This is a genomic window from Flavivirga jejuensis (assembly GCF_030540765.1).
GTDB classification, from domain to species: domain Bacteria; phylum Bacteroidota; class Bacteroidia; order Flavobacteriales; family Flavobacteriaceae; genus Flavivirga; species Flavivirga jejuensis.
In genome coordinates, this window is record NZ_JAUOEL010000001.1 from 805,338 (window position 1) to 826,767 (window position 21,430).

A 21,430-nucleotide genomic window follows, 5' to 3' on the forward strand; every position below is an offset into this window, starting at 1 on the left:
TATGAATAAAAAGACCATCTATACCCTTATTGCTATTCTTATCGTTTTCGGAATTTATGGTTATGAGTTTTTTTTAAAAGAAGAAGAAAAAGCAGAGGTTGTAGAAGCAGGTAAAGACGTTAAAAATAACACTAATGAATACTTTCTGCCTACAAGTACTACAAGCCAAATAACTCACCATGAAGGCTATTCATTGTCTTATAGCGAACCGCACGAACAAGCAGAATGGGTGGCGTATGAGCTTAAAAAATCACATCTGGCTAAAACAAATTTTAAACGTCCGTATTTTGAAATAGATAAGGCTATAAAAACAGGAGCTGCGCATTGGCGTAATTATAAAAAATCTGGTTATGATCGCGGACATTTATGCCCAGCTGGAGATAGGCGGTATAGTCAATTTGCTCATGACGAAACATTCTTAACAAGTAATATCAGTCCGCAAAGACATGATTTTAACTCTGGTATTTGGAATGCTTTAGAGCAAAAAGTACGATATTGGGCTGGTAAATATGATGGGGTTTTTGTGGTTACTGGCGGGGTTTTAAAGCATGGTTTAAAAACTATTGGAGAAGAAAATGTTGCAGTGCCAAATGAGTTTTATAAAGTGTTAATAGATACCAATACTGACAAAACAAAAATGATTGCTTTTTTACTTCCGCATAAAAAGTCTAATAAACCTTTATATGAATTTGTAGTATCTGTAGATACTATTGAAAAATTAACTGGAATCGATTTTTTCCACGAGTTAGATGATGCTTTAGAAAACAAACTAGAGGCTTCTAGTAGCTATAAAGCGTGGAGTTTTCAATAGATTTTTGTCTTTTTTGCGAAAGTGAAGATCTTATTAAGGTAGTAAATGTATCATTTTTGAAGGAGACATTTAAAATAAAAAGGGGGCTGTCTAAAAAGTGATGAACTTTGTCATCCAGATAGAATGACACTTTTTAAACAGCCTCTTTTCTTTCAATCTTAGCTTTTAAACCAATCTAGTTTAAAAACTTTTTAGCTGTACGACCTTTATTAGTAGTTACTTGTAAAATATAGACGCCATGGGCTAATGTAGAGGTTGATATTGTTGTTTCCTTACTTGTTAATATATGAACTCCCGACATATTAAAAACAACTAATTTTTCAATAAGAATATCATTAGCCGTATTAACACGAATACCATGTGCTGTATTAACAATAGTAAGTTTGTTTTTTAAGGACATACTATCTATACTCAAAGTAGAATTTTTAAAGCCTGTCCAATTTGCATTAGTATAATTTAGTTCTGTTCCAGTTGGGGTGGTTAAATCTATATTATTCCTATTATCAAAGGCATCTGCGGGTAAGGTTGCGGGATTCGTGCTTTTAGAAATCACACTTGTTAAGGAGGTATTCCCTGAAAAAGCCTTTTCTCCAATATGAGTCACACCACTACCAATAGTTATAGTTCCTAAATTATTATTTTCAGCGAAAGCAGAACTTCCAATATAAGTCACATTATCAGGGATAGTAACATTTGTTAAGGCACTACTGTGAAAAGCCATTTCTCCAATATGAGTCACACCACTACCAATAGTTATAGTTCCTAAATTATTATTTTCAGCGAAAGCAGAACTTCCAATATAAGTCACATTATCAGGTATAGTAACACTTGTTAAGGAGGTATTCTCTGCAAAAACCTTTTCTCCAATATAAGTAACACCACTACCAATAGTTATAGTTCCTAAATTATTTTCAGCGAAAGCAGAACTTCCAATATAAGTCACACTATCAGGAATAGTAACACTTGTTAAGTCACTATTGTGAAAAGCCCTTTCTCCAATATGAGTTACAGTATTAGGGATAGTAACACTTGTTAGGAAGTCATTATTAAAGAAAGCATATCCCTCAATAGACGTTACGCCATTAGGGATAGTAACACTCTCTAAGGGATTATAAGCGAAAGCCAGAATTTTAATAGAAGTCACAGTATTAGGAATAGTGACACTCGTTAAGTTGCTAGAAGCGAAAGCCGATAGACCAATAGAAGTCACGCTATAGTTATTTGTGCCATCATTTACAAGATTTGGTATGTTTACGTCTCCACCAAGACCTGTATAACCAGTAACTTCAACTGTTAAGTTGACACCATCTGTAAGCGTATATTCAATGTTATCTATAGTAAAAGTAAAGCCTTCAATATAACTGTTAAAGCCTGTCCAATTTGCATCTTTATACTTTTGTTCTCTTCCTGTAGGAATGGTTAAATCTATAGCATTATTATCATCAAAAACATTTTCAGATAAGGTTGCAGGGTTTGTGCTTTTAGAAATTACACTCGTTAAGGAATTATTAGAGAAAGCCAATTCTCCAATAGAAGTAACATTATTAGGGATAATAACACCCTCTAAGTTATTATAAGCGAAAGCCAATTTCCCAATAGAAGTAAGAGCATAAGGAATAGTAACACTCGTTAAGTTATTCAAAATGAAAGCACCATCTCCGATAGAAGTAACACCAGTAGGAATAGTAACACTCGTCAACCCTTTCTGTTCGAAAGCTCCTTCTCCAATAGAAGACACCCTATAGTCCTTTGCGTCATAAATTACAGCGATTGGTATGTTTACATCTAGGCTAGAACCTGTGTAATCGGTCACTTTAACTGTTAAGTTGGTGTTATCTGTAACAGTATATTCAAAATCATTTACTGTAAAGGTCGTTTGTGAAAATAATACGGCATTAAAAAGTAGCGTAATAACTAAAGTAATTTTTTTCATAAGATTTGGGGTTTTATTAAAAATTGCATCAAAAGTATAGAAATTACCTTACTTAAATACGCGAAATCATTGAAGTTTAAAGAATTTATAAGCCTGTAAACTGCTTTTTATTGAGAGTCAATATTTTATATAAATTGAGTTTAATTAACTCCCTTAATTAGAACTTGTCTAACATGCCTTTCCAACGCAGACTTCTAATAAACTCACCTTGTTCTTTTGTTACTAAATATTCAATCTTATTCTTTTTGGCTTTAAAATATCCAGTTAAATAATCTTTAAATAAAGAGAGGCTCCTTTTTTTATAAGCCAATTTTAATGCAGAAATTAAAGTAATAATAAACCCATAACGCATTTTGTACATAGCTTCTCCTTGTAAATACTTTGAAGCTTTATTGTAGCTAATGCCAGTAGGTTTTAGGTGTTTTACTTGTAAAGAATCATCTGTTAAGATATCCCAATTATAAAATTTAGCTAATAACTCATCTGTAGTATCCCAACCCATAGAAGGCTTAAGTTTTCCAATTTGAAGAAAGCAGGCTTTTCGATAAGCTTTTAATGCACCACGAATATGGTCTTTTCGCGTTAAATTTTCTAATACCCAATGCTTATTCTTTTCTATATAACAAAAGCCAGAAGCCATACCTAGTTTTTCATTCCTATTATAGTGATTAGATAGTTGTTCTAAATAATTATTTGGAAAAATTAAATCGGCATCAAACTTACAAATCACATCATAGTTATCATCTAAAGTTTCATAGCCTTTGTAAAAAGCATTGATGATTTTTGATCCTGGTAAATGTTCGTTTGACGATTTAGAATTTATTAAAGAAACCCAGGAATACTTTTCGGTATAAACTTCAACTATGTCTTGAGTTTTGTCTGTAGAATTATCATTAACAACTACAATACGCTTTGGTTTTAAAGATTGATTAACCAAAGAATCTAAAGTGAGCCCAATAGAACTTTGTTCGTTATGAGCAGGAATGATGATGTAGAAATTCATATAGTTGATTGTTTAACTGCTTAGTAATCTTTTAAATAAAATCTAAAAACATCACATAAAATCGCTTTATGGGTTTCCCTCAGCAGTATCTTTAATTTTTCGATGAAATACGTCAAATTCCTTTTTTTGTATGTAGGAAAAACTTCTTTTTGTTATAAATTTAATGCACGATGATTCTTCTAAAACAAGAATGTTTAAACATTAAAAAATTATAGAAATTCTAGATTTATATGTTTAAGTTGTTGATTTTGAGTAAAATAATTACAATTTTGATAAAAACCTCTGCTTGATAAATAAAGTAGATAAAAATATGACATGTATTTAATCTAAATCCAAACTGCCTATGAAATAGACAACACTATACAAACAGAGGATGTTCATGCAAAAGTATGATATCTCGCAGGAAATTGAAAAAATATAAATTATTAAAATAAAACAAATGAAAATAAAATTTATTGTATCATTAAGTGCATTATTATTAAGTTCATTAGTATTTGCACAAGTAAATTTCTCTCATATTGCGCCATCTAGTTCAGGAAAGGCTGAACATGTATCAAAATTTGGAGTTTCCGACACTTCTTTGGATTTCTTAAGTCTTACTAATGGAACTACTTATAATGGTCAATTTGTGCCTTTATTTTATGCAAGACGAGCAGTAGATAATAGACTTGTAATAGGCTTTAATGCAAGTATAAGTACTGCAAGGGATAATGGATCTACTCCAATGATGCTTTTTATTACAGAAAAAGATGATACTGTTTATCCTAATGCCCCAACAGGAGCAACGTTTCCTTGGGGTAATGCCCAAGACGGATTGTCTTATCCTATTAGTATCCGACCTTTATTTGCTTGGAATAACTCAAGTACTAGGATAATGACTATTTCAGCTCAAAATAATTTGGGTCTTGGGACTGCTTCACCAACAGCTAGGTTACATACGAATGGAACAGTTAGATTTGAGAATATTCCAACAACGACATCAAATTCTTATGTTTTAACAACAGATTCTAGTGGTAATGTTAGACGTCAATTATCAAGTGCTTTTACAGGGTTAGGAGCTACTTTTTCGGATAGTAAGTATAAGGAAGATATTGTGAATGTTACTGGAGCGTTAGAATCAATAATGAAACTAAATGGTAAAAGTTATAGTTGGAAAAAAGAAATAGAAACAAAGAAAGGGATCAGTTTTACTGATAAAAAACAATATGGCTTAATTGCTAATGAAGTTGAAAAAATTATACCAGCTTTAACTTCTATAGATGAAGAAGGTGATTATGGTATTAATTATTTGGGTCTTATTCCAATCTTGATTGAAGCTATAAAAGAACAACAGAATCAGATTGTGTCACTGCAGAATCAAATAAATATTAATTTTCAAAAACAGAATGTTGATTTAATTAATCTAAAAAACACAAAAATAATTAATATTTCTCCTAATCCTTCATCCGATATCATAGAGGTTTCATTAAATATTGAAGATACAGTGAAAGATGCGAAATTGATAACTTATGATTTGAATGGAAAGATTATGAGTAGCTTAAATATAAATGATAGAAATTATAATATCAAAAAATCAATACATAAAGATAATTTTGCTTCAGGTACTTATATTATAAGCCTTTTTGTTAATGGAAAAAGTATAGATTCAAAAAAGATTAGTATTAAATAGAACTATAATCATTATTTTTGAAAAATAATAGAGGCTGTCTAAAAGGTAAATAAAAATTGAATGTCTGATTGACTACTTCGACTGCGCTCAGCACAAGCTCCATTGAAACCTTTATATTTAGTGAAGTTAGCCTGTATCGAGTGGAGTTGAAAGACTCTAATGGACAAAAATTAGACTTTCAGACAGCCTCTTTAATTTAGTTGTTATGGGAATTGTAAAAGATATTTTATACAAAATATCTAGTAAAAGATTTTTACCAGTATTTAAGGATCAAAGTATATTTCCATACTATCATATAGTAAGGAATAATCAAGTAAATCATATAGAACATTTATATTCATTTAAGAACAAAGAGCAATTTTTAAATGATATTGATATTTTAAGTAATAATTATAGGCCTCTAGAACCTAAAGAACTTTTAGAAAATAGCATTAAAAAAAACACTTTTTTACTTTCTTTTGATGATGGTTTAAAAGAGGTGTACACTGTAATTTATCCTATTTTAAAAAAGAAAAATATAAAGGCTATCTTTTTTATAAATCCAAACTTTATTGATAATAAAGAAGGGTTATATAAACACTACATAAGTATTATAATCTCAAACTTGAAAGGCAAAAATTTTGAGATATCCAGTTTGGATAAAATAAGTGACATATTTTCGTTTTCTTATACTACAATTGAAGATTTTAAGCAAAAATTCACTAGTATTAAATATGCGGAAAGAGAGAAGGTTCATGATGTTTTAAATTTTTTAGATATCAATATAGAAGATTATTTAAACATACATAAGCCGTATATTACAAAGGAGCAAATCCAGGAAATGATAAAAGATGGGTTTTATTTTGGAGGGCATACCATGGGACACCCACCTCTTGTTCAATTATCGCATGAAGAACAAAAAGTAGAAATAATTAATTCTATAGATTGGTTAAAACAAAATTTTGATATTAATTATTCCCTTTTTTCATTCCCGTTTTCAGATAGATCAATTTCAAAAAAATTACTGGAAGAACTATTAGAATATGATAATGATATAAAAATCTTTGGCAATTCTGGTTTAAAGAAAGATATGGATGAAAGAATCATTCAAAGGTTTTCGCTTGAAAACCCAAATAAGCAGACAGAAAAAAGTATTGTTCTAGAGAATCTTTATAAATATTTCAATATGGTAATCGGGAAATACCATATAAAAAGAAAGTGATATTGCTTTTAACTTATTAAAAAGGCAAGAAAGAAATGTGTTTCGTTCAAGGCTAAATTCTTTGCTAATGGCTATTGCAAACACCAATTAAAAATGTCGCTAAAAATAAAGATCAATAAAAAGACTTCGTTTATATTTACAATATAAAAACATCTCATACAATTTATAAAACAGAGTATGGATCATTATTTTAATTAGACACCTATTTATAGCCATACGCTAGGAAAAACATGTACGAATCGGAAGTATATATTAAAACAACTCAAGAAAATCTACCTGAAGAGATTTGGGAGAAATTCTCAGATACTTACAAAGATATTAAGAGTAGAAGTATCCTCCATTGGACCGAGCATTGTACAGAATGTGCCATGCCTACATGTTTTAAAACCTGTGATTTGTACTCCCCAAGGATTGATGGGAAATGCCAACGATTTGTTGAAGGCATTGAAAGAGTTATTCAATCTGGTGGAGCAAACAATGATGCCCATCAAATATTAAAAATTCAGTTTAAGAAATGGGGTGTATTTGCTACTCAGGGAAATCATGAATTATATGAACACAGTGATATTGAAAAGAAAGAACGTAGAGAATTAAAACTAACAAGGGGTATTCATCTTGTTCCATCAAAATTTATCAAGAAAAAATTAATTCAAAAAAGATATAGTCAGAAAAAGAACAAAATAATAAACGATCAAAATAAAGGTGTAAAAATACCAGATGGTTTTTTACTAGAAGTTTATAATCCAACAGAGGCTATTATACCTCTAGGATTGGTGATTAGAAATGACGATCTTAAGTATAGTAAAATTCCTTTTCAATACCGAATCGAATTGATGCCAGGATATAATAAAGAAATTATTCCGTTTGATGAGATTGCCAAAAGAGTAAAAACCGAGATGTCTTATCGGGTTAATATTATTCCTGAAAATATAGATAGTGAAACGGCTCTGTATTTTGGAACTACCGAATTTGTACAATTAAAGAATGATAAGCAATCTAATAAAGAGGCTAAAAAAATTAAATGTATTGTTTGGGATTTAGATAATACCATGTGGCATGGTACGCTAGTAGAAGATGGTATAGAAAAACTAAAACTTAAAGAAGGGATTAAGGACATTTTACAAGATATAGAGCAAAAGGGTATTATAAACTCTATAGCAAGTAAAAATAACTATGATGCGGGAATGGCTGCATTAAAGCATTTTGGTATTGAGCACTTTTTTCTTTTTCCTAAGATCTCATGGCTGCCAAAAAGTAAAGGTTTAAAAGAGATTGCTCTAGATCTTAATATAAATATAAATACTTTTTTATTCATTGATGATTCCGAATTCGAAAGGAAGGAGATTGAAAGTATGCTACCACAGGTTAGGCTAATGGATGCTATGCATTACCAATCAATATTAGACTTGAAAGCACTTCAAATTCCAGTTACTAATGAAAGTATAAAGCGCAAGACATTTTATGCTAATGAGGCTAAAAGAAAAAAAGTTTCTGATGATTATGAAGGTGAATATTTCGAATTCCTGCATACTTGTAATATTGAATTAGAGATAACATCCTTGAAAAAGGAACATTTTGAGCGGGTTTATGAACTTACCCAAAGAACAAACCAAATGAATTTTTCGGGCAACCGATATACCAAGGATGATATATTTAGTATTCATAATAATGCCGATCTCTCTGCTTACATATTAAAATGTAGAGACCGATTTGGTGACTATGGAATCATTGGGTTTGGGATTATTAAAAAATCTAAAAATGAACTTATCGATCTTATGTTTAGTTGTCGGATCCAGAGTAAAAGGATAGAGCACGCTTTTTTAACACATATTTTAGAGCGTTATCTTAAGTTAGGTGATTTTTGGGTGACATATACTCATACAGAAAAAAATAAATTCTCTGCACATGTTTTTAACGATTTTGGGTTTGAAACGATACAAAAACAAGAATCTTTTCGAAAACTTAAATTCAGCCAGAATAGCACCATACACAACGACAAAATAATAACGGTAATAGAAAGTAAATAATATGCCAGTTCATCCCTTTTTATCTAAGACGAAACTATATAACTTTTTAAGAAAGCTATGCAAGCCTTTCTATATAGTTTATAAATATATGGCGTTTGTTGCCTTTATGAGCGAAAATAAAAGCAAAGGTAAAATTAACGATTATTATAATAAAAGAGCGACCTATAAAAACAGGTATCAGCTTCACGATACACTTTTGTTAGAATTAAAAAACAAACCTGTTTTTTATTACGAATTTGGTGTTGCTGGTGGTGATATGATTAAGAAATGGTCTTCAACTAATAAAGTAAAGGAATCACGTTTTGTTGGATTTGATTCATTTGAAGGTCTTCCCGAAAGCTGGGAAGGTAAAAAAGAAGGACATTTTGATCAGAAAGGAGACTTTCCAGATATTAATGATAGTAGAGTACGATTTGTGAAAGGATGGTTTCAAGATTCGGTATATAAAGCCCTATTGGATTGCGACTTTCATGAACAGTGTGTTTATCATCTTGATGCAGATTTGTTTTCATCTACACTTTATGTGCTGTTTCAAATACATGCTAAGCTTAAAGTAAATGATATATTGATATTTGATGAATTTTCGAGTCACGATCATGAATTTGAAGCACTAGAAATATTTAAAAAATGTATTAATAATAAATGGCAATTTGAATTTATTGGAGCCGTAAATAATTATAGACAAGTTGCATTTATATTGAAGTAACACCTAAAGTAAGAGAATTAAACTCTTTCTGCATAGATAATATAGTACCTGGGAGTAAACCAGCGTAAAATTGTTCTAATGCCTATTTTTTTGGTAGGGTTCGTCCACTTTTGACTATCTATAATTTTCCAACCGCTCTTTTCTAATAACCAATCAAACTGCCAATCTTCGAACTCATGGTAGTGCCTATCTAACATATCAGTCTTACTTCTATAAGCCGAAGAGAACCATAACTTAAGAGGTACGCTAGTAACTAATTTATTAACTTTTATTGATTGCAAAACGGTGAAAGGAGATAGTAAGTGTTCAAATATTTCGAAAGCAGTAATTATATCTGCATTAGAGTTTTTAATGGTAGTAGTATCTATATCTAAATCTTCTCCTTGGGTATTTTCAACAGAGAAACCGTTTTCTTTCATAATTTGAGTAAACGGGTTAGGAACGCCCAAATCTAAAATAGTTTCAGAAGTTGAGACGTGTTTTTTTAAAAATTGAATAGTATGCTTAAAACGTTTATTATGATTATGAAAACTGTTTTCGTACATTTTACGTTTCCGCGAAAGCGGCCATATTTAATATCGATAAACTATGGCATTTATATTCATGCCAGCTCCAACACTTGCAAATATAATAAGATCTCCTTTTATTAAGCTGTGATTTTCTAATTTATTGTTTCTTATCAGATCAAAAAGTGTAGGTATAGTTGCCACACTTGAATTTCCTAACTCATTTATGATCATAGGCATAATGTTTTCTGGCATGTCTAAATCATGTAATTTATAGAAACGCTTTACAATAGCCTCGTCCATTTTTTCATTAGCTTGATGGATGAGTATTTTTTTTACATCTTTTATGTCAAAACCGCTTTTTTCAAGACAAGATTTCATAGCTAAAGGTACGTTGATTAATGCAAACTCATAAATCTTTCTGCCATGCATTTTTATGTATCGACGCCTTTCGTCTATATCTTGATTATTAGTTTCTCCAAAATAGATGAAATGGGATTCATTCAAGGTGAAAGTTGCCGTTTCATGGGCAATAATACCACCAGCTTCGTTGGTGTTTTCAATAACGACAGCTCCAGCACCATCACTATAAATCATGGAGTCTCTATCGTGCTTATCAATAATACGAGATAGGGTTTCAGCTCCAATAACTAAGCACTTTTTCGCAATACCAGATTTTATAAAAGCATTTGCTTGAATAGTAGCTTCTATCCATCCAGGGCAACCAAATATAAGATCATACCCAACACATTTTGAATTTTGAATTTTTAAAAGATGTTTTACTCTGGAGGCTATACTTGGTACGGTGTCACTTTGTTCAGTATTGTGTTTAACATCACCATAATTATGGGCAACAATGATATAATCTAAATCTTCTTTATTGATTTGTGCATTTTCAATAGCTTTTTCGGCAGCGAAGCAGGCAATATCGGAGGTGTTTAAGTTGGGTTCTGCATAACGTCTTTCGCTAATGCCAGTAATAGCTTTAAATTTTTTAACAATAACTTCATTTGGAGCGTTAATTACAGAACCATCACTATTTAAAAATTCATGCTCATGGAACGCTTCATTCTTTTCAATGACTTCTGGAATGTAACTTCCTGTTCCTGTAATCTTAATATTCATAATAAGAAAATTTGTCTTTAATTATTTGTAGTGGTAGTAACCGAACCAAAGTACTTGTTTTTAATTAAAGACAAATTTTGTTTTAATGTAATTTACGATGTTCAAAGACTATTTATGCTTCAACATAGGCTTCAATAGGGATACAGGAACATATTAGATTTCTGTCTCCATAAGCATCATCAACACGCCTTACACTAGGCCAGAATTTGTTATCTCTAACATATTCAAGAGGAAAGGCTGCTGCTTCACGAGAGTACGGAAAATACCATTCGTCTGATGTTATCATGTCTAATGTATGTGGTGCATTCTTCAAAACATTATTGTCATCATCTTTAGAAGCATTATCGATCTCTTTTTTAATAGAAATCATGGCATCACAGAATCTATCAATTTCTGCCTTGCTTTCACTTTCTGTAGGTTCAATCATTAAAGTACCAGCTACAGGAAAGGATACTGTTGGAGCATGGAAACCATAATCCATTAATCGTTTTGCAATATCTGTTACTTCAATACCATTGGCTTTAAATGGTCTACAATCTACAATCATTTCATGGGCAGCACGTCCGCGTTCACCAGAATACAAAGTATCAAAGCTACCTTCTAAACGATGTTTGATATAGTTTGCATTTAAAATGGCAATCTTAGTAGATGCTGTTAACCCTTCTGCACCTAACATTTTTATATATCCATATGATATTAGGCAAGCTAACGCAGATCCAAAAGGCGCTGCCGAAATAGCTGTAATGGCTTTTTTACCTCCAGTTTTAATAATTGGATTTCCTGGTAAAAATGGAGCCAGTTGTTTTGCAACACAAATAGGGCCAACACCCGGACCGCCACCACCGTGTGGAATGGCAAAGGTTTTGTGTAAGTTTAAATGACATACATCTGCTCCAATGTTCCCTGGATTTGTTAATCCTAATTGGGCATTCATATTGGCACCATCCATATAAACTTGTCCGCCATTGTCATGAATAATTTGAGTAATTTCTTTTATAGCAGACTCATAAACGCCGTGTGTAGATGGATATGTTACCATTAAGGCAGATAAATTATCTTTATGTAATACTGCTTTTTCGCGTAAATCGTCTACATCAATATTACCTTCCGCGGTCGATTTTGTTACGATTACTTTCATGCCAGCCATAACAGCACTGGCAGGGTTTGTACCATGTGCCGATGATGGAATTAAACAAATATTTCTATGACGATCACCACGAGATTCATGATATGCTTTAATAACCATAAGTCCCGCAAATTCACCTTGTGCACCAGAGTTTGGTTGTAAAGATGTGGCAGCGAAACCTGTTATTTCTGTTAATTGGTCTTCTAATTCTTTTAAAATAGTTAAATACCCTTTGGCTTGTTTTAAAGGTGCGAATGGATGAATATTCCCCCATTTAAACCAGCTTAATGGTAGCATTTCTGAGGCAGCATTTAATTTCATAGTACAAGACCCTAAAGAAATCATAGAATGATTTAATGCTAAATCTTTACGTTCAAGAAGTTTTATGTAACGCATTAATTCGGTTTCAGAATGGTATGTATTAAAAACATCTAATGTTAAAAAAGGCGATGTTCTTTGTGTCGATTCCGAAATATTATTAGCTCTGGAAATAGCCGAAATAGTAATGGTTTCTTTTTTCGCAGCCTCAGCAAAAACAGAAATTAAGTAATTAATATCTCTAATAGACGTTGTTTCATTAATTGAAATAATGACCGTTTTTTTATCTGGATAATATAAGTTTACTTTTTTCTCTTTGGCAATTGCTTTTATTTCTTTAGCCTTTGTTTTTATTTGAATAGTGTCAAAGTATGATGTATTGACTTGATTATATCCTAATTTTTCTAAAGCATTTGCTAATTCAGAAGCTTTGTTATGAACTTTATTAGCAATAAATTGTAAGCCCTTAGGGCCATGATATACTGCATACATACTCGCCATAACGGCTAATAAAACCTGAGCTGTACAAATATTAGAAGTGGCTTTATCTCTTTTTATATGTTGTTCGCGAGTTTGTAAAGCCATACGTAAGGCTCTATTGCCGTTTTTATCTTTAGTGACACCAATAATTCTACCTGGTAAATCACGTTTGTAAGCTTTTTTAGTAGCGAAAAAGGCAGCGTGAGGCCCTCCATATCCCATAGGAATACCAAAACGTTGGGTTGTACCAACAACAACATCAGCTCCAAATTTCCCAGGAGCTTCCAGTTTTACCAAACTTAGTATATCGGCAGCTACTGCTACTTTAATTCGTGCGTTATTCGCTTTCGAGATAAAAGTTTTGATATCGGTTACCTGGCCGTCTTTTCCTGGGTATTGTAATATAGCTCCGAAAAATTCTGACGAGAAATCAAAAGTTTCTTCATCTCCTACTACTAATGCAATACCTATAGGAGTTGCTCTTGTTTGTAATAACGATAATGTTTGTGGTAGTATGTTTTTAGAAACAAAAAACTTATTAATTCCTGCTTTTTTCTGATCGCGTTCACGAACAGCAAATAACAAACTCATAGCCTCTGCAGCCGCTGTACTCTCATCAAGAAGCGAAGCATTAGCAATTTCCATACCTGTTAAGTCTATAACCATGGTTTGGAAATTTAAAAGCGCTTCTAATCTCCCTTGAGCAATTTCTGCTTGATAAGGTGTGTAAGCCGTGTACCAGCCTGGGTTTTCAAGAATATTTCTTTGAATTACGGCAGGTAAAATAGTTGGGTGATATCCCAGCCCAATATATGTTTTATAAGCTTTGTTTTTTTTAGATAATTCATGAATATGGAGTAGATATTCATGTTCAGTCATAGGGGCTTCCAATTTTAACCCATTTTTTAAGCGAATATCATCAGGGATTGTCTCATAAATCAATTGATCTAAAGTATTAATCCCTAAGGTTTTTAACATAAGATTTTGGTCGTCTTCTCTAGGACCAATATGACGCAATGCAAAAGCGTTTGTATTCATTAACGTGAAATTAATTATATAATTCGCAAAAATACATAATATTTGATGTGTTTTGTTGCATAAAATGGAAATTTTTCAACGATTTGTAAGGGTTGTCAACACTTTGATTATTTTTACATTATGAAGTTTGTAAAGCAACTTTTTGATTTTTATTTAAATAGCAGCATACATGTTGCCATATCGGTGTTTTCGTTAGTATGGATTACCCTTATAGAGTTTGGAATTCCATATGATAAAAGCATACTATATTTTGCGTTTTTTGCCTCAATAACGGGCTATAATTTTGTAAAGTATTTTGGAGTAGCAAAATTTCACCATAGAAGCTTGGCGAATTGGTTAAAATTGATTCAAATATTTTCTTTTTTTTGCTTTCTTTTAATGTGTTATTATGCTTATAAATTAAGTACGATAACATTAATGTATGTTGGTGGTTTTGCAATGATTACATTTTTATACGCCATCCCTTTTTTACCAAAACGCTTTTTTTTAGATAAACAGCATAATTTACGAAGCGTTAGTGGGCTTAAAATTTATTTAATAGCCTTAATCTGGGCTGGTGTTACTGTATTACTTCCTTTAATAAATAATGATTATTATATAGATACTAATGTTATAATAACAGCGATTCAACGCTATCTTTTTATAATAGTTTTAATGCTACCTTTTGAAATTAGAGATTTAAGATACGACAGCTTAAAACTATCAACAATTCCTCAAAAAATAGGCGTTAAGCAAACAAAACTAATAGGAAGTATCGTGTTGGGGGTATTCTTTTTCTTGAGTTTTTTGAAGGATGATACAAGTGCCATGCATATCATTATTTCGATAATAATTACAGGTATTACTTTATTATTTCTGGTGTATTCTAAAATAGAACAAGGGAAGAGCTATAGCTCGTTTTGGGTAGAAGGTGTGCCAATTATCTGGCTAATACTGTTGCTTTTATGCTATTGATCAGAATGTTCTTTTAAAGCCTTTTCAAAATCTAATTTCATAGATTCTTTACATTTTTTATCTAAACATTCCACTTCAGATTTTTTTAAGACTTTAGTTAGCTTTGCATTGTTTTTTGTGTATTCTCTACAGAATTTGCAGTATAACAAATGTATATTGAGCTTTATCATTTCCCATAACGTAGCTTCTTTATATTGTGTTTTATCACATACATGATTAGCATCATCGCAAGGAATAAAAAACTTAATCTTACTCATATTAAAACCAATTTTCTTTTAAGCAATCTGCCATAGCTGTACGAGCTCTATGAATGATTACCCAAAGGTTAGACGCAGTAATATTTAATTCATTACAAATTACTTCAGTTTCAAAGCCTTGAATGGTTTTCATTTTAAAAACGTCAGCTTGTTTTTCTGGTAATTTCCCTAAGCAATTATGAATGGCATTACCTAACTCACTATTTTGCATCGTATCTTCCGCGGTTTTATCGAATGGATCAGCTACGCGCTCTTCCAACCAATCACCTTCGGTCTCAGAGTCATCATTATAACTAATGCGTACCTCTGCTTTTCCTTTGTTTGAGTTTATTTTGCGGTAGTGATCTATAATTTTTCGTTTTAAAATAGAGATAAGCCATGTACGTTCGCTAGCTTCTCCTTTAAAGTTTTTCATAGACTTTAAACCAGCCAAAAAAGTATCTTGTACTAAATCCTGTGCAATCTCTCTGTCACTAACACGAGTAATCGTGTAGTTGTATAAGTAGTCAGAATATAAATCGATCCATTTTTTAGGATTAATTTGATGATTGGGCATTATTTATACGATTATTTTTTGAGTTTCAAAAATAAGATAAAAAAATGAATAATTTTATGAACCGCTTAAATGGATGTTATTATTCGAAATATATAAGTAGAAATACCATACTAATGTATGTCCATAATATTAAAAAAATAATATGAACTATTGTTTCAAATGTTTTGCCTTTCCAAAGCTTAGATGAGTACACAAAAAATTGGATAAATAATCTGATAACCCAGAATATACACAGACCCAGAGATAATTTTTTACCAAGATTAGTTTCAATTATTTCTGCTGAAGATGTCAAGCACAATAACCCCATAAAAAAAACAATTAAGGCAATAAAAAATGTGTGAACCGTCATCATCTGCCTATTTATTAAACTTAACGATTTAAGCTCTATTCTCCAGTTGAAATATTTAGGAAAAATACTATGAATTAAGGCTAGTACAATTAAAAAGCTGCCAATTATATTTAAATGAATAGTCATTTTATGAAAAATTAAAAATTTATGAATAGCAGTTGAATACAGACATGAATGAAGTAAATTTAGTTTCGTCAACTGATGAGAAACCAGCTTTTTTAAATACTTTTTTCCATGTTTTTCTTGAAAAAAAATGAGTGTATCCAACTGAAAATGCTAAAAAATTTGGTAAATCCCGTAAATGCTCAACCATAATGACATTTCCATCTGGTTTACATATTCTACGACATTCTTTTAGAAAATCAACTTTTTCTTGATTTGATCTTATTTCATGAACTGCAGACAAAAGAAAAATAACATCAGCAGATTGATTTTCTAAAGGAATCATATTTGATTTGATTTCTTCAGTATTTGGATAAACTAAACTGACTTTTCTAGCTCTTACTATTGCTGCTTCGGTATGTTTTTTTGAATTATAAAAATCATATACTTTTAAATTCGATTGTGGAAACTTATTCTTAATTATGAAGCTTGTTTCATCAAAACCTGCATTAATGTTAACTATTAGTTTTTTTTTAGAATCAGAAAGCGAATATTTTTCTAGCCAATTAAAGTTATAATACTCAGAATAATCATATACATAAGCTGATACTATAAGTGGCATTATAAGCCCATATAAAAATGCTATTATAATAACCCAAAATAAAGAATCATACCATTCTATTATTATTTTGCTTCCTGTAATTAAGCTTAAAACACCTAGACCTATAATGTAGAAGTGTCTATTAAAGCTTAAAATATTTAAAACACCTTGAAGTTTTCTTCTTTTTATTTCCATAAGTCTATTTTTCCTTTTTTCCAGTAATATGGAATGTTTTCAATTATAAATGTATTTGCTAAAACACAATTTTTAAGTTTTAAAGACTCTAAGAAACCTATGTGATAATCATTTATTTTAATAGGTTTTGGTTTCCAATTTTGTCTTACACCTTCAATTATAAGCACTTCTTTTGTTGTTTTGTTATAGGTAAAAGTAAAAGGCAAGGGCCCCGCAAATCGTCTTGCTTCTTTCCAATTCGAAAATGGAGATTGTACAGGAAGACTAATGTTATTGTCTGATGTATTTATTGTGATTTTAAGTTTCGATTTAATAGAAGTTATCTTATTTTTTTCTGATTTATTAATATCTGTTGTGGTATAATTATAATGAGTAAAAATATTACCCATAAAAGCCATTTTCTTTTTATCGGTTTCAGACTTTAAAATATATAAACCTCTTAAACGCTTTCCTTTATTAGTTTTATAGCGTACAAAAATGCGATAACCAATTAAAAAAAAGTCGTTGCCCATACATTTAGGAAATCCTTTTGGTCTCAAGTTTTTAGCTTGAACCATGGCTACTGCAATAAAAGCCCACTTGTCTTGAAATATATCTAGTTCTAAACATTCAGGAATAAGACACGTTAATTCTTCTTTTGGAACGGCGAATGTTAAAACAAGCGAACTCTCAAAAAATGATTCTACTGCAAATGGATGATTTTTAAGAAATGATAACATAATGTTTTTTTTGAATTTTCGTGTTGATATAAAAATTATTGAAATATACTATTAAGATGAAAATCAGAGCAAAAACAATATTGAACTTTCCCCAAAGCAATAAATCTGGTACAAGTATAAATTCAAGTGTATTCATAACAGCTACAATCGCAATTTGTGATATTGTATTTAGTTTTGATTTTATACCACTTAATATCCAAATGGCCATTAAGATTTCCAAAACACCAATTAAAATTGTTAATTTTCGTGAGTGGTCTCTACCCAAAATTTTTGAAACAATTTGTTCATGTCTAATCACCAGATTTAGAACTTTACAAAACAAGCCGTTTATAATCCATACGGTCGCAATAAAAAAGACAATTATTTTATGAGTTTTTTGTAGTGTCATTTTTGTATTTTTTAAACTTTCAGAAAATATTGAAAGTGTATTTTAAATTTTTTTATTTGATAAATTTAAGTAAAGATTTAGTTAGCCAGTTTTGGTCTTGACTCACAATTCTATTCATCATAGTGTCTGCAGTTTCTGCTAAATCGTGTAAGGCTTTGGTTTGTTTTATAAGTTCTTTGGTTTTTGCGGTACCATCATCTTTTATAGAGCTAACATCTTTTAAAATTTTTATAACTGGTTTAATTTCTCTTCTACTTCTTTCTTTGGCTATATGTCTTGCTAATTCCTGAACATCTTTCTCGGTAGTGAAAAATTCTTTGCGTTTACCAGGAATGAGTTCTTTTGTAACAATACCCCAATCCATTAACTGACGTAAATTCATACTGGTATTACCACGGGAAATTTTTAATTCTTCCATGATTTCTTCCATCGAAAGTGGTTTTGTTGAAATAAAAAGTAAAGATTGTATTTGTGCCATAGCTTTGTTTATGCCCCATAAAGAGCCTAAACTTCCCCATGTACTAATAAATTTTTCTTTTGCTTCTTGATATTCCATGTAACAAAGATACTAATTATTTCTAAACTTTCAATAATTATTGAAAGTTTGTTTTTGGATATAATTTAAAGGAAAAAGTCGTAGGCTTGTGCATAATGTTATTAAGTTAATTATATGTCTGTTCGAGCATTACAGAACAACAAAATATATTTTGTTGTGAAAGCAGCAAGCATAGCTTGTCGAGAACTCATCATTCTAACAAATAAAGAGGTTTCGACTGCGCTCAACCAGACAGTTGAGGTGCTAAAATTCTTTACTTAATAATTTACGAGTTCCCGATTATATTTATTTTTATAAGCCATCGGTGTTAAACCTGTATATCGTTTAAACAAAATTCTAAAGGCTTTTGTATCTGTATATCCTACCGAAAACATCACTTCGTTTATTGTAATTTGAGTAGATTCTAAAGCATTTTTGGCAGCTTCCACTTTAACACGTTGTATATATTCTAATGGAGTATTGGCCGTTGCCTTTTTAAAGCGTCTTATAAAGTTGCGTTGACTAACTGCTAACATATTTGATAATTGTCCTACAGAAACCTTTTCGGTAACATTATTTTCGATAAATAACTGTGCTTTTTCTATGAGCGTGTCGCTATGTTCCTTTTGACCTTTAAAGATGGCAAACTGGTTTTGATTATCCCTGTTAATATCTATTTCGAATAGTTTGGATACATAAACTGCGACTTCTTGTCCGCAATATTTGTAAACCAAATGAATAATGAGGTTTAAGAATGAATAGGCCCCTCCACTGGAATAAATACCATTCTGGTCTGTAACTATTTTTTCTGGTAATACATCTATCTTAGGATACATCTGTCTGAACAAATCAATCCCAGCCCAATGTGTAGTACATTGTTTATTATCTAACAATCCAGTTTCGGCTAGTAAAAAAGCGCCTAAACATAAACTTGCTACTTCTGCGTTGTGTTGAGTGCGTTGTTTTTTAATCCATGGAATAAACTCGTAATTGGTTTTTATATCATCAGTAATCCATTCTGGTTTAACTGCCGAAATTATAATAAGATCTGTTTTAGAAATATCGTGTATAGTAGCATCGCAATGTATTGAAAATGCGCCATCATATAAGACGGTATCTTTATCTATACCAACTAGGTTAATATCAAAGAATGGCTGTTGGCTTTTTCCTGTTTGTATAATGAAGTCGTTCACACTTTTAAAAATTTTGTACGGTCCAACTACACTACTTAATATGGTATTAGATTTTGGAACTAATATGCTTACATGTTTCATTCGTTCACAGCTTAATAGTTATGGTTTTAAAAGTAATATTAAAATTTGTCATAATCAACACCTTAAAGTGTCGTATTTGACCTCTTAAAGACATGTATTCATTTTATAATTTTGGAATCATTATTAAATAGCCTAATGGATCCTAAACAATATTTTGAAACCATAAGAGTTCATTTTTGTTCCAATCACAAAGATGTAACAGTAGGTAAAATGATGCGCTCTGAAGCTATACATTATAAAGGAAAGGTATTTGCGTTTTTTTCTACCAAACAAAAAATGGTGTTTAAATTAGGAAAGGATTTTAATGTTGATACGATAGATCTGCCTATAGAAGTGTTTAGTCCTTTTAAGAATAAAAAACCAATGTCTGGCTGGTATCAATTAGGGGCTGAATATAAAGACGCTTGGGAATCTTTAACAGACTTAACGTTCAATATAATAAATCTGGACACATGATAACAAAAGCATATACCGAATTTTTTAAAGAACTAGCAGAGAATAACCATAAAGAATGGTTTCATGCTAATAAGAAACGTTATGAAAATGATGTTAAAGGAGCTTTTTTAGAATTGCTTTCAGAGTTACTTCCAGTACTTCATGATTGGGATAACCGAATTTTGACTGACGAAAAGAAGGCTTTGTTTAGAATAAATAGAGATGTACGATTTTCAAAAGATAAAACACCTTACCATACCATTTTAAAAGCTGGATTTTCACCTAATGGTAAAAAATCTATGTTGCCTGGTTATTATTTAGGTATTAGTGCAGATTCAGTTCATGTTGGGGGAGGACTGTTTAATATTAAACCGACCGAGTTAAAAATGGTAAGAAACCATATTACCTATAATATTGATGATTTTTTAGCTATAATTAAAGCTAAAGATTTTAATGATTGTTTGGGAGAACTAAAGGGAGAGGTGTCTAAACGTATTGATAAAGTTCATGAAGCTGTAGCAAATAAAACACAATTAATATATAATAAACAGTTTTATGCGATGTCTAACCTTTCTTTGGTAGATTATTATGATTCACCAAATTTGAAGGGTGAAATAATAAAACATTTTAAAGCAATAAGACCTATAAATGAATTTTTGAATGCCGCGTTTTAAAAAAGTCATTTTATAAAAATAGAAAGAAGTATTTAAAAAGTATTAATTATTAAATCGATCAAAATTATGACGACACAAGAAGTTGCAGAACAATTAGTAAATTATTGCAGACAAGGGCAGTTTGCTGAAGCTATTCAGGAATTATATGGACAGAATATTGTAAGTATAGAGCCAGACGGTGCTCCAGTAAAAGAAACTAAAGGATTAGAAGCTGTTATTGAAAAGGGACAGCAATTTAATGAGATGGTAGAAGAGGTTCATAGTATGGAGGTTTCGGATCCATTAGTAGCAGACAAGTTCTTTTCATGTAGCATGAAGATGGATGTCACGTTTAAGGGAGCACCCCGAATTAGTATGGATGAGGTTTGCGTTTATACCGTTGAGGATGGTAAAATAGTAAGAGAAGAGTTCTTTTTTACACCTATGCAACACGCGTAAGAACAATATA

At 31.1% G+C, this 21,430-nt stretch carries 21 protein-coding genes; 9 read left to right on the forward strand and 12 right to left on the reverse strand.

Annotation, left to right across the window (positions count from 1 at the left end; genetic code table 11):
- Position 1: 1 nt before the first annotated feature.
- Positions 2-811 carry a DNA/RNA non-specific endonuclease gene (locus Q4Q40_RS03520; protein ID WP_303300318.1) on the forward strand — a complete coding sequence of 270 codons (810 nt, stop codon included), beginning with the start codon at positions 2-4 and terminating at the stop codon, positions 809-811.
- A gap of 175 nt (positions 812-986) precedes the next feature.
- Here the strand turns inward: Q4Q40_RS03520 and Q4Q40_RS03525 are convergent, their stop codons facing one another.
- Both Q4Q40_RS03525 and Q4Q40_RS03530 read right to left on the reverse strand, forming a co-directional pair.
- The gene (locus tag Q4Q40_RS03525; RefSeq protein ID WP_303300319.1) at positions 987-2,744 is read right to left on the reverse strand and encodes a leucine-rich repeat domain-containing protein; all 1,758 of its coding nucleotides are present in this window, start codon (positions 2,742-2,744) and stop codon (positions 987-989) included.
- Positions 2,745-2,901: 157 nt separating this feature from the next.
- Positions 2,902-3,747 carry a glycosyltransferase family 2 protein gene (locus Q4Q40_RS03530; RefSeq protein WP_303300320.1) on the reverse strand — a complete coding sequence of 282 codons (846 nt, stop codon included), beginning with the start codon at positions 3,745-3,747 and terminating at the stop codon, positions 2,902-2,904.
- Between the two features lie 439 nt (positions 3,748-4,186).
- Between Q4Q40_RS03530 and Q4Q40_RS03535 the strand changes: the two genes are divergently transcribed.
- The 4 genes from Q4Q40_RS03535 (at position 4,187) to Q4Q40_RS03550 (ending at position 9,350) form a co-directional block, all read left to right on the forward strand.
- Positions 4,187-5,416, forward strand: a complete 1,230-nt coding sequence (locus tag Q4Q40_RS03535; protein WP_303300321.1) for a tail fiber domain-containing protein — start codon at positions 4,187-4,189, stop codon at positions 5,414-5,416.
- 205 nt (positions 5,417-5,621) lie between these two features.
- Positions 5,622-6,617 (forward strand): polysaccharide deacetylase family protein, encoded by a 996-nt coding sequence (locus Q4Q40_RS03540; protein WP_303300322.1) that lies wholly within the window; start codon positions 5,622-5,624, stop codon positions 6,615-6,617.
- A gap of 230 nt (positions 6,618-6,847) precedes the next feature.
- Positions 6,848-8,644, forward strand: coding sequence for an HAD-IIIC family phosphatase (locus tag Q4Q40_RS03545; protein WP_303300323.1), 1,797 nt, complete (start codon positions 6,848-6,850; stop codon positions 8,642-8,644).
- A gap of 88 nt (positions 8,645-8,732) precedes the next feature.
- On the forward strand, positions 8,733-9,350 hold the full coding sequence (locus tag Q4Q40_RS03550; protein WP_303300324.1) for a TylF/MycF/NovP-related O-methyltransferase: 618 nt from the start codon (positions 8,733-8,735) through the stop codon (positions 9,348-9,350).
- Positions 9,351-9,367: 17 nt separating this feature from the next.
- Here the strand turns inward: Q4Q40_RS03550 and Q4Q40_RS03555 are convergent, their stop codons facing one another.
- The 3 genes from Q4Q40_RS03555 to gcvP all read right to left on the reverse strand — a co-directional run bounded on the left by Q4Q40_RS03555 (position 9,368) and on the right by gcvP (position 13,943).
- Positions 9,368-9,895: a methyltransferase gene (locus tag Q4Q40_RS03555; protein ID WP_303300325.1), complete on the reverse strand. Its 528-nt coding sequence runs from the start codon at positions 9,893-9,895 to the stop codon at positions 9,368-9,370.
- 27 nt (positions 9,896-9,922) lie between these two features.
- On the reverse strand, positions 9,923-10,981 hold the full coding sequence (locus Q4Q40_RS03560; protein ID WP_303300326.1) for a 3-oxoacyl-ACP synthase III family protein: 1,059 nt from the start codon (positions 10,979-10,981) through the stop codon (positions 9,923-9,925).
- Positions 10,982-11,093: 112 nt separating this feature from the next.
- On the reverse strand, positions 11,094-13,943 hold the full coding sequence (gene gcvP / locus Q4Q40_RS03565; protein ID WP_303300327.1) for an aminomethyl-transferring glycine dehydrogenase: 2,850 nt from the start codon (positions 13,941-13,943) through the stop codon (positions 11,094-11,096).
- 120 nt (positions 13,944-14,063) lie between these two features.
- On the opposite strand from gcvP, the gene Q4Q40_RS03570 reads away from it, so the two are divergent.
- A complete protein-coding gene (locus tag Q4Q40_RS03570) occupies positions 14,064-14,897 on the forward strand; it encodes a UbiA prenyltransferase family protein (RefSeq protein WP_303300328.1) in 834 nt (277 codons plus the stop codon).
- On the opposite strand, the gene Q4Q40_RS03575 is transcribed toward Q4Q40_RS03570, so the two are convergent.
- From Q4Q40_RS03575 to Q4Q40_RS03610, 7 genes are all read right to left on the reverse strand, one after another.
- Complete coding sequence (locus Q4Q40_RS03575; RefSeq protein ID WP_303300329.1) at positions 14,891-15,154, reverse strand: hypothetical protein; 264 nt, start codon at positions 15,152-15,154, stop codon at positions 14,891-14,893. The two genes, Q4Q40_RS03570 and Q4Q40_RS03575, sit on opposite strands and share 7 nt — an antisense overlap.
- Before the next feature lies 1 nt (position 15,155).
- Positions 15,156-15,710 carry a sigma-70 family RNA polymerase sigma factor gene (locus tag Q4Q40_RS03580; RefSeq protein ID WP_303300330.1) on the reverse strand — a complete coding sequence of 185 codons (555 nt, stop codon included), beginning with the start codon at positions 15,708-15,710 and terminating at the stop codon, positions 15,156-15,158.
- Positions 15,711-16,204: 494 nt separating this feature from the next.
- Entirely contained in the window at positions 16,205-16,957 is a 753-nt protein-coding gene (locus Q4Q40_RS03590; protein WP_303300332.1) for a class I SAM-dependent methyltransferase, read from the reverse strand.
- The gene (locus tag Q4Q40_RS03595; protein WP_303300333.1) at positions 16,948-17,676 is read right to left on the reverse strand and encodes a DUF2071 domain-containing protein; all 729 of its coding nucleotides are present in this window, start codon (positions 17,674-17,676) and stop codon (positions 16,948-16,950) included. The genes Q4Q40_RS03590 and Q4Q40_RS03595 overlap by 10 nt, the downstream gene beginning before the upstream one ends.
- Positions 17,660-18,064: a DoxX-like family protein gene (locus Q4Q40_RS03600; protein ID WP_303300334.1), complete on the reverse strand. Its 405-nt coding sequence runs from the start codon at positions 18,062-18,064 to the stop codon at positions 17,660-17,662. The genes Q4Q40_RS03595 and Q4Q40_RS03600 overlap by 17 nt, the downstream gene beginning before the upstream one ends.
- Positions 18,065-18,116: 52 nt before the next feature.
- Positions 18,117-18,620: a GbsR/MarR family transcriptional regulator gene (locus Q4Q40_RS03605; protein WP_303300335.1), complete on the reverse strand. Its 504-nt coding sequence runs from the start codon at positions 18,618-18,620 to the stop codon at positions 18,117-18,119.
- 257 nt (positions 18,621-18,877) lie between these two features.
- The gene (locus tag Q4Q40_RS03610; protein WP_303300336.1) at positions 18,878-19,873 is read right to left on the reverse strand and encodes a GlxA family transcriptional regulator; all 996 of its coding nucleotides are present in this window, start codon (positions 19,871-19,873) and stop codon (positions 18,878-18,880) included.
- Positions 19,874-20,008: 135 nt separating this feature from the next.
- Between Q4Q40_RS03610 and Q4Q40_RS03615 the strand changes: the two genes are divergently transcribed.
- The 3 genes from Q4Q40_RS03615 to Q4Q40_RS03625 all read left to right on the forward strand — a co-directional run bounded on the left by Q4Q40_RS03615 (position 20,009) and on the right by Q4Q40_RS03625 (position 21,420).
- Positions 20,009-20,329 (forward strand): hypothetical protein, encoded by a 321-nt coding sequence (locus Q4Q40_RS03615; RefSeq protein WP_303300337.1) that lies wholly within the window; start codon positions 20,009-20,011, stop codon positions 20,327-20,329.
- Entirely contained in the window at positions 20,326-20,982 is a 657-nt protein-coding gene (locus Q4Q40_RS03620; protein ID WP_303300338.1) for a DUF2461 domain-containing protein, read from the forward strand. The genes Q4Q40_RS03615 and Q4Q40_RS03620 overlap by 4 nt, the downstream gene beginning before the upstream one ends.
- A 66-nt stretch (positions 20,983-21,048) precedes the next feature.
- Positions 21,049-21,420: a nuclear transport factor 2 family protein gene (locus tag Q4Q40_RS03625; protein WP_303300339.1), complete on the forward strand. Its 372-nt coding sequence runs from the start codon at positions 21,049-21,051 to the stop codon at positions 21,418-21,420.
- Positions 21,421-21,430: the final 10 nt, after the last annotated feature.